The 9,631-nt window shown below is 39.5% G+C and carries 6 protein-coding genes, 3 tRNA genes, 1 pseudogene and 1 riboswitch; of the genes and pseudogenes, 1 reads left to right on the top strand and 9 read right to left on the bottom strand.

Going from position 1 to position 9,631, the window contains the following annotated elements; genetic code table 11:
• From E7L28_RS00045 to E7L28_RS00020, 7 genes and pseudogenes are all read right to left on the bottom strand, one after another.
• A tRNA-Leu gene (locus E7L28_RS00045) sits at positions 1 to 85 on the bottom strand.
• A gap of 565 nt (positions 86 to 650) precedes the next feature.
• Positions 651 to 822, bottom strand: a riboswitch (cobalamin riboswitch).
• 138 nt (positions 823 to 960) lie between these two features.
• Positions 961 to 2,076 (bottom strand): ABC transporter permease, encoded by a 1,116-nt coding sequence (locus tag E7L28_RS00040; RefSeq protein WP_008601623.1) that lies wholly within the window; start codon positions 2,074 to 2,076, stop codon positions 961 to 963.
• On the bottom strand, positions 2,076 to 3,188 hold the full coding sequence (locus E7L28_RS00035) for an ABC transporter permease (protein WP_101928791.1): 1,113 nt from the start codon (positions 3,186 to 3,188) through the stop codon (positions 2,076 to 2,078). Before E7L28_RS00035 ends, E7L28_RS00040 begins: the two co-directional genes overlap by 1 nt.
• Positions 3,185 to 3,946 carry an ABC transporter ATP-binding protein gene (locus tag E7L28_RS09800; RefSeq protein WP_394371974.1) on the bottom strand — a complete coding sequence of 254 codons (762 nt, stop codon included), beginning with the start codon at positions 3,944 to 3,946 and terminating at the stop codon, positions 3,185 to 3,187. The genes E7L28_RS00035 and E7L28_RS09800 overlap by 4 nt, the downstream gene beginning before the upstream one ends.
• A 540-nt stretch (positions 3,947 to 4,486) precedes the next feature.
• A pseudogene (locus E7L28_RS09795) lies at positions 4,487 to 4,984 on the bottom strand (ABC transporter ATP-binding protein); the annotation flags it as partial.
• A gap of 9 nt (positions 4,985 to 4,993) precedes the next feature.
• Entirely contained in the window at positions 4,994 to 6,034 is a 1,041-nt protein-coding gene (locus tag E7L28_RS00025; protein WP_316603866.1) for an efflux RND transporter periplasmic adaptor subunit, read from the bottom strand.
• A 21-nt stretch (positions 6,035 to 6,055) separates the two neighbouring features.
• Positions 6,056 to 7,756, bottom strand: coding sequence for a TolC family protein (locus E7L28_RS00020; protein WP_316603867.1), 1,701 nt, complete (start codon positions 7,754 to 7,756; stop codon positions 6,056 to 6,058).
• A 168-nt stretch (positions 7,757 to 7,924) separates the two neighbouring features.
• On the opposite strand from E7L28_RS00020, the gene E7L28_RS00015 reads away from it, so the two are divergent.
• Positions 7,925 to 8,203 (top strand): helix-turn-helix domain-containing protein, encoded by a 279-nt coding sequence (locus E7L28_RS00015; protein ID WP_316603889.1) that lies wholly within the window; start codon positions 7,925 to 7,927, stop codon positions 8,201 to 8,203.
• Between the two features lie 120 nt (positions 8,204 to 8,323).
• Here the strand turns inward: E7L28_RS00015 and E7L28_RS00010 are convergent.
• Together E7L28_RS00010 and E7L28_RS00005 are read right to left on the bottom strand one after the other, a co-directional pair.
• Positions 8,324 to 8,400 (bottom strand) — tRNA-Arg (locus E7L28_RS00010).
• A gap of 112 nt (positions 8,401 to 8,512) precedes the next feature.
• Positions 8,513 to 8,588 (bottom strand) — tRNA-Trp (locus E7L28_RS00005).
• Positions 8,589 to 9,631 lie beyond the last annotated feature (1,043 nt).

The raw sequence follows: 9,631 nt of genomic DNA, 5'->3' as shown, positions 1-9,631 counted from the left end.
TGGTGCGGGAGAAGGGACTTGAACCCCCACGCCGTAAGGCGCCAGATCCTAAGTCTGGTGCGTCTGCCAATTCCGCCACTCCCGCGTCTCAACTGAAATAATAATATCATGTATAGAATTCATCGTCAATCATTTTTTTATAAATGACTTAAAATCCATATATCTAAAAATAAATTCCAAGGAAAATAACTATCTAAACCTTATGATTTACGTAAACCTAAATCAAATTCTAAAACTAAAAACTCTTAACTCTACAATTTTATATCTATTAACGCTTAAAGCCTCATCTAAACCTTAACTCTACAGGTCTCAATCTAAAAGGTATTACTGATAACTAATATTTGCAAAATAAAAAGAGACTGACCCAGAATCCGAACTACTAGAACCCTGGGTCAGCCTCTTTTTTAGGATGATGATGAATAAATGCATGCCCTACATTTACCATAAAATATATTAACAGTCATAACATATGTCATGCTGGTAATACCAAAAAGGTAATCCACCATGACCATAGCACGACATTTAGGTCGTATAGAACTAAAATCTAAATCAACCATAATACAATTTAGATTCAATAGAACTAAAAAATCCTTTTTACGGGTACGTAAAAAGGAGCTATTAACTTCTCCTCCCTATCTCTCGTAGGTCAAATGGTGAATGTTGAATAGGCAGTTCTCCTGACTCGGCGTCATCGCTCATCTAGCCTTCCCAGTTTCCCAGTGACTTAATTTAGACTCGCTCGACCATACAGTGGCGGGACCGTGCCGGCCTTTAACCGGCTTCTCTATTATGCTTTTCAGCACCTATTCCCAAATATGATATTTTCTATGCCTTTATTCTAACAGTCTACATTCATTTAGTCAATACGGCAGTAGCATATTTATTAATAAAAAAATGCTATATAGGTCTGCCGTATTGTTATAACAAAATATAAAAAGTTTAACAATCTAATCATTAGCTTTATCCAACGCGATTTCTAAATAGCCATCCTGCTATGGACATGCTTATAATGATTAGGATAATCATAGGAATAAAATTAAACCAAATATCCGTCAATCCTGCACCTTCTAAATAAATCCTGCGCATTGCATCAACAGAAAACCGCATAGGATTTCCATATGTAAGATATTGCAATATTTTCGGCATGTTATGTACAGGTGTGATTAATCCGGACAATAATGCTAGTGGAAAAAGAAAAACAAAAACATATACGAGAACTTGCTGCATATTTTTTGCAATAGCCGAAATAGATAACCCCAATCCAATGCTACTACTTATAAACGTAAACAACACGGCATACACAAGAAATATGTTGCCCCGAAATGGAACTTTAAACCAAAACATGGCTATTAATAACAATACAGTACTTTGAAACAGTCCTATTATCATGGGTGGTATAGACTTTGCAATCAAAATTTGCATAGATGATACGGGCGTCACCAATAATTGATCAAAGGTCCCCTGCTCTCGTTCTCTCGCCACAGATAAGCCCCCCAACATGATAACTTGTGTCATACTGATCAATATAACGAGACCTGTCAAGAAAGTCCAGGAAGACTGCTGATTTTCATTGTACCAGGTACGAGATTCAATCGTGATTCCCTTATGCTCAACACCTAACCAAGTCTGATTGAATTGAGAAATGATTTGCCCCATATAGGCTGTGGCAAGACCTGAAGTCATTGTATTCGTTCCATTTACAATAACAGTAATAGATGTAGGTTGTTTATGCTTTAAGTTTTCTTCAAAATCCTGAGGTATGATAACCGCCATAATAACCTTGTTGGAGTCTATTAGTGGTGCGATTATATCCGGAGAGTTCGCAGATTGATACAATTCAAAAACACCGGATGAATTAATAGTCGATTCTAATGCAGCTGCGGTCTGCGTATGACTTTCATCAATCAATACATAGGGAACCTTGTTGAGATTATAGGTTGCGGCGTAACCGAAGAGGAACCCTTGAATAATAACCGGTAACAATAAGATTATACGAGTTTTCGGATCTTTAAAGGTGGCTAATAGCTCTTTCCATATGATGGAGACAATTTGATTCCAATACAGTCGCCAATTCATTATTCCACCTTCTTCCGCGTAATATAAATTGTCAATATTGTAAAGCAAATAGCAAACCCCGATAATACGGCACTATTTTTAATAATCAAATACCAGTTATTTCCACCTAGGAACAATGATTTCAGTAATTCTAAAAAATATGTAGGAGGTAAAAGCCGTGAAATATATTGAATCACCACAGGTTGTGAATGTGGATCAAATAAAAACCCCGTCAATATCAACGCCGGTAAAAAACTGGTAAGTAACGCCATTTGACAAGCTAAGAACTGTTTCTTCGTAAACGCAGATATAAGTAGTCCCATATTTAAGGAAACAATTAAATACAATGTGGACACGATGCAGATGATCCATAAGGAACCACGCATAGGTACTTCATAAAAGAAATACGAAACACCGAGGCAAAACAACAGCCCCAACATGGCCAATACATAATAAGGCACTACCTTAGCCAAAATAATTTCAATAGGCTTAACTGGTGTAACGAATAAAGACTCAAAAGTACCACGTTCCCATTCTCTAGCCATAACGACAGCCGTAAGAAAAACGGATACAATCGTCATGATAATCATGATGAGCCCAGGAATCAAAAACCAGGTACTTGTATTTGCCTCATTAAACCACATGCGAGGGTTCATTGTTATATATCCACCACGTAGCATAAACGGAATATTCTTAACGGCCCATAAGTTAATAGCTGAGTTTACATAACTTTCTATGCTCATCGCTACCGAAGTATCGACACCATAGTAAATCCCCTGCACTTTCCCTTGTCCACGCATAACTTGAGCAGAAAAGTCCTGTGGAATCACCAATATGGCATCTACCTTTCGTTTTTCCATCAATAGTTCCGCCGTTTTTCTATCGCGAACCGCTATAGGTTGAAAGTACTCAGAGCCGTATAAGGAGTCATACACACTCTGGGTCATAGAATCTTGCCGTTCCATAACCACTGCTATCGGCACGTGTTTAACATCCAAAGTAACCCCTGAGCCGATGAGGATGATAAGTAGTATAGGTAGCACAACACCCAACAAAATAGTGCTAGGGTCGCGCAATACTTGTAAGGTCTCCTTGTATACCAATGAGGAAAACCGTCTTATAAATCCGTTCATACGTAATCCTCCTGTTCCCGTTTTTTTAGTATGACGGAGATAAACGCTTCATCCATAGTACAATTCTCATCGCCGGCAATCCGTCTAACTTCATCAGGTGTTCCCAGTACAACGAGTTTTCCTGCATCCTGAATCATAATACGGTCACAATATTCCGATTCATCCATAAAATGAGTCGTAATAATAATCGTTGTTCCTCGCTTTGATAAAGAAGTAATCTGTCGCCAGAAATTACGCCTTGTAAGAGGATCAATACCACTTGTGGGCTCATCCAAGAAAAGAATTTTAGGCTCATGCATTAAGGCAGCCGCCATGGACAAGCGCTGTTTATAACCACCAGGCAAATCACCGGCCATCATATCTCGCACATCATTTAGACGAAACTCCTTGATAACAGCCTCTATTCGATCATCCTTTTTTTGACTGTACAAACCGTACACACCAGCAAAAAATTCTAGATTTTCCATAACGGACAAATTGCCGTACAAAGAAAACTTTTGCGCTACATATCCGAAATTGCTTCTTGCTGCCGTACGAGATTTAACGACATCAACACCGGCTACACGTAAATCCCCGCTCGTTACAGGTAATAATCCACACAACATACGAAATGTCGTCGTCTTGCCGGCTCCGTTTGGTCCAAGCAATCCGAATACTTCTCCGCGCTGCACCGTAAATGATGTATTAGCTACCGCCGTAAAATCATCGAATGTCCTCACCAAATGAGATACGGAAATTTCTACTGGACGCTCAACCATTTCATTTGGGGACAACAAACGTTTTCGTTCTTTCTCTATCACACTTTCATTCAAATCCATATCGATACTATCTAAAGGCTCAGCCCCTTGTTTTGAGGCAATTTCATCCTCTTTTAACAACATCATAAAGGTATCTTCCAAACGGCTCTGAACTGGTTGTTCCTCCATACCGTACTCGCTAAGCCAAGGAATCGAAAGCATTTCTTTTGTTTTTATGTACCTCACGGCACCGGCCTCTGGAACGGCATCCGCCACGCATTTCCTGTCATCCATCAATGCGGCCTGTACATTTCTCATGCTCAACGACTTCGGAATCTTTACCTGAAAGCATCGTTCCTCAGACATTTGAGTCAACTCATGCGGTGTCCCAGTTGCTAAAAAGTGCCCCTTATTGAGGACGAAAACATCTTTACAACGCTCCGCCTCATCTAAGTATGCAGTGCTAACAAGTACGCTGATTCCATCTGTACGTACTAACGACTCTAAGATTTCCCATAACTCCCGCCTTGAAAATGGATCTACCCCTACGGTAGGCTCATCGAGCAATAAAAGCTCCGGAGAACGCACCAATGTACAGGCTAGGCTAAGCTTTTGCTTCATACCACCTGACAATTTACCGGCTTGACGCTTAGTAAATTTGGCTAGCCCTGTCATATGTAGTAATTTTTCAAACCGCTCCGTTCTCACATGCAAAGGAATACCGTGTAAATCTGCATAGAGATTCATGTTTTCACTGACGGATAATTCCTCATAAAGCCCAAACTTCTGAGGCATATAACTAAGTCTATCTTGAACTGCCTGTGAATGTGCTTTCACATCCATTTCGAGGACATCTAAAGAACCAGACGTGGCATCCAATAAACCGGCTATCAAACGAATCAAAGTCGTTTTTCCCGCCCCATCTGGACCAACCAACGCAGTTAAACAGCCTTTCCGGATTTTAAAATCCAAATGGTCCAATGCTATTATAGGATCAGCTCCGACAAGGGGGAATTCTTTATATAATTGTGACCCTTCGATTGCATATACATCATTCACTGCACACCTCTATATATCAATGGAAACAGTGGCAGGCATTCCTAAACGGAGACGATTATCAGGATCATCTACATATACCCGTACTTCATATACAAGTGTAGTACGCACATCCTCCGTTTCTACCGATTTAGGTGTAAATTCCGCTACGGAGGATATATATCCGATTGTACCGTGAATCGGTTCATTCTTATTGGTATCCGTCGTCACATTCGCATCCATACCGTTATAAATTTTTCCTAAATCCCGTTCGTTCACATATACACGAACCCATTTCTTAGTATTCTCAGCCAATTTAAATACAGGTGTATTCGGTGAAGCCATATCACCGACCTGTAATAATCGGGCCGTTATAACACCGTCTATAGGAGCTGTTAATACGGTTTGGTTTAACAAAAACTCCTGACGGGCCAGTTCGCTTTTCATCGCATCCAATTGGGCTTGGGCCTGTGCTATATCTTCCTGTCTTGGCCCTGCGACAGCTAAATTGTATGCTTGCTGAGCCTCGTTTAATTTGGCTTCCGATACTTTCACCTTCGCCTGTATATCATCTACAGACTGTCGACTGACGGCCTTACCATTTGAAGCATTATATGATTTTTGTAACTTCTCTGCTTCTTGTTTCGATTGAGCTAACGCAGCTTCTGCAGATGTAACTCGTGCCGATGCTTGCGCGATTTCTTCTGGTCTACTGCCTGCTTGCAACTTGTCCACTATAGCGTTCTGTGCCGCAATGGTAGCCTTAGCCTGCTGTACAGCGAGATTCAATTCATCAGAATGTAAATACCCCAAAATCTGCCCTTGGCTCACGACCGCACCTTCATCCACTAACAGGCTAGCAATCCGATCACTTCCCCGAAATGCAACATTCACTTCCCGCAAATTCACATTACCTTGCAACACGATGTGATGAGAGGCCATGTACGCTTCGTATTGATTATAAGCATAATAACCTACTCCACCCAAAATTATTAAAAAGGCAATCATTATACTTGCGCATCTTTTTCTATTATTCGCCATCCACCGTTTAAGGACATCAAATTTTTCTTTCATAATCATTCCCCGTTTCTCACACTATTTCTTAGCATGCGAGTCCGCCTCTGCCTCCTGATTCATGTCCATGGCTTCCCAGCCACCGCCTAAGGATTTGAATAAACGAACGGTATCAGCAAACTCTTGCCCCCGACTCATGATATATTGCCGTCTTGCAGACAATACATTTCGTCGCGCATCAAGAACACTTAAGTAGTCACTAATACCAGAGTCAAAATTGATTTGTGCCAATGATTCCGCTTGCTGTGCAGATTCTACAGCAGATTTCAATTCCTCAGACTTAATATGATCCTGAGATGCATCCGTCACCGCATTTCGGACCTCCCCTACAGCTTTCAAAACAGTCTCTTCGTAAAGTGCCAAGTATTCCTGTTCCTTTTCCGTTTGTACTTTTATATTCTTACGAATAGCACCGGCATTGAAAATAGGCATAGTGATAGATGGTCCTATTCCTATCATTTTACCGATAGCCGAAATAAGACCTCCCGATGAAAACGACTCCAAGCCTATACTGCCATTTAGTGAAAATCTAGGCTTAAGGTCAGCCTTTGCAGCCTTGGTTTTCTGTTGTTGCGCCGCAATACGTCTTTCCGCCGCCTGAATATCAGGCCGTTGTCGTAAAGCTTCCGCCGGTATGCCGATAAACATATGTGGATCCACCGTAGGTAATGAAGTATTTTCCATCAATAACGCGTCAATCTCGCCTGGAACTGTTCCTGTCAATATAGAAAGAGCAGACATTGTGGAAGCTATATTTTTCTTTAATGAAGGAATCTCCGCTTGAGTCTGAGATAATGCATATGTAGCTTGTTGTACAGGTAATTCGTTGATAATACCAGACTGATAATTTATCTTAATCAGCTCCAACGCTTCCTGCTGACGCTTCACATCCTCTTCCGTTATGCGCAATTGCTCCTGTAAAGTTCTTAACGACATATACTGTAATGCTGTTTCCGCGCTCAATGATACCCAGGTGGAATATAAATCCGCCTGTGATGCTTGTAACGAATTCGATGCAGCACGTGATTTTGCTTTTTGTCTCCCGAATATATCAATTTCCCATCGCGCATCAATTCCCAATTTACCGGTTTCTACATTTCCTGTCATCTTATCAGGTATAGGCAAATTCTTTATCGCTTCTCGGTCCGAATCCCATTCGCCCTGACCTCTATTAGCCGACCATGAACCGGAAGCATCTAGCCAAGGTAATCGTTGTGCTTCAGCAATTCCCAACTGTAACCGCCCTTGTCTAACTCGAGAACGAGCTACCTCTAACTGCCGATTATTTTTGAGGGTCAAATCAATTAATTGATCCAAGACAGGATCGTTAAAAACCTTCCACCAGTGGGCTAATTCTTCTTCACTGACCGCTTTCCCTTCTACAACCTCATACGGTAACGGATGTTTTCCCGATTCCTCTACCCAAGAATGTTCATTCAATTCTTTAGTTGCTTTTTGTTTCTCTGAAAGCTTAGGCTCTTCAGCAGCAGTGCTCTTTTTCTTCTTTTTTTTGCCATCCTTGTAATACGATGCAATGACAGAACTGCCTTGGTCAGAATCGTCAACAGTTTTTTCAGACCTATGCTGTACTGTCGTATTATCTCGACTCGTTCGATTTGCATCGCCGTTTGATTGACTAAAACTGACGCCCGCGCTAGCACTCCAAGCCCCTAATGCTAAACATATATAAACAATTAAAAGTTGTTTTCTATTCGTCATCATAGCAAACCTCTTTTCATTTCCATATATTTCAGTATCATTGTATGTTCATCTTATAATATAAAACCATTATGTATCAATAATATGAAGTATCATTTTAATCTAACTTGAGTTTTATCAAACTTTCACATAAAATAAAAATGTATTAATATAATTCAAGTGGAGGCGATTATGTATATCGGTGAAATCATTAAAAGCTATCGCGAACAACATAATATGACGGTTGAAGAATTTGCAAATAAATCGAGTCTAAGTCAAACAGAAATCAACCAATTGGAAGAATTATTTCAAAGTGATGGAACGACACCTCATCCTGTTGCAATGCGACAAATTAAAGCTATAGCTGAAGCCATCGGACAGCCACTCCCCATCATTATGAATCTTATTTCTGCAGATCAAGAAATCGTCGTTAACGTAGTAGCTGAATCAGATCAGCCACATGCGAAATAATCAGACTTAGTCTATTAAATAAAGATCATTAGCTCATAAAAGGACCCTACATAAATATGTAGAGTCCTTTATATACATATAAAAAATAAAAAAGCACCACATTACTGTGATGCTTTAATTTGGTGACCCAGAAGGGATTCGAACCCCTGGCCTTTTGATTCGTAGTCAAACGCTCTATCCAGCTGAGCTACTGAGTCATGTACAAGGTACTCACTTATATTAACATAATGATTGCGGCTACGCAAGCATTTTTTAATATTTTTTGAGTAATTTTATGGACATGCGGCCCGAAGACCGCCATCCAAATTTTGGCAGGGGCAGTAGGACTTGAACCCACAACCAACGGTTTTGGAGACCGCTACTCTACCAATTGAGCTATACCCCTATATTCATCAAGCTTTGCTTGATACTTGATTAGTTTAACAAATATTACATACTATGTCAAGAAATATAGGCTTATTAATCAATAAATAATAAGAAATATTAAAGGAAAAGAGCCCTCTTTCAAGGGCTCTTATGTCTACCTAACTTTTACCTTTATATATACGGGAGATGGTATATATAATTAGAGAGTTTTGTATATGTATTGTTTTGTTTATACACAGGGAGAGTATTGTTGTGTATTTAAGTGTTGTTTTATGTGTTGTATTGTTTTGTGTTGTTTGTATTATTTGTAAAAGGGACAGGTAAAAGTTATTAGTAGTAGACCTCCATTTCCTTAGTTGATCTCAATCAACTATAGCTAGTATATAGATAGTTCGTGAAAACATAGTGAAAGTGATATGAAATATAATCAAAACGAGTAATTTTTGGTACATTTTGGTATATTATTAAATATCAGAAAAATATCTACAACGCACGTATTTACTAGGTTAAACAGATATCTATATAAAATAGTGATAATTCTATGCATGAATAGAATATGTAATAAATAGTAATTATTAAAATTTATAATTGAACCTCCATTAATTATTTAATCTCAATTAATTGAAAAATATGATTAAAAAAAATGAAATAATTAATACAGTAAACCGGTCATCGCTCTAGCATTTCTATCTTCTACATCCCCACTCATCAGATTTTCTAGTAGAAGAAAAGCCATACATAAAAAAGACACACCCTCAGGTGTGCCTTTACGTCAATCAGCGGCTTCCTATCAATTCTCACTGTGGATTTTCCTTCACTGCTTCGCAGTTCGGTAAATCTTACGTTCGGAAGAAAGTGATGCAGTGAATCTGTCGTCGTTTCACTCCTCCATCTTCTACTGCCCTACTTTTCCCACGCCATCTTATTGATTAATACACATAGACAATACTTCTACAACCTTGGCTGGAGACGGCTCTTGCAGAGTTAGCTAGTCGAAGACTAGCAAAAAGAAAAAGGCCTACCTTTAGGTAGACCTTTTTCTTTTAGTCAATCAGCGGCTTC

It is taken from the genome of Veillonella parvula, assembly GCF_032575955.1.
Lineage (GTDB): Bacteria > Bacillota > Negativicutes > Veillonellales > Veillonellaceae > Veillonella > Veillonella parvula_J.
Note: the sequence above shows the minus strand (reverse complement) of the source record. Positions and strands in the feature narration are given on the sequence as shown.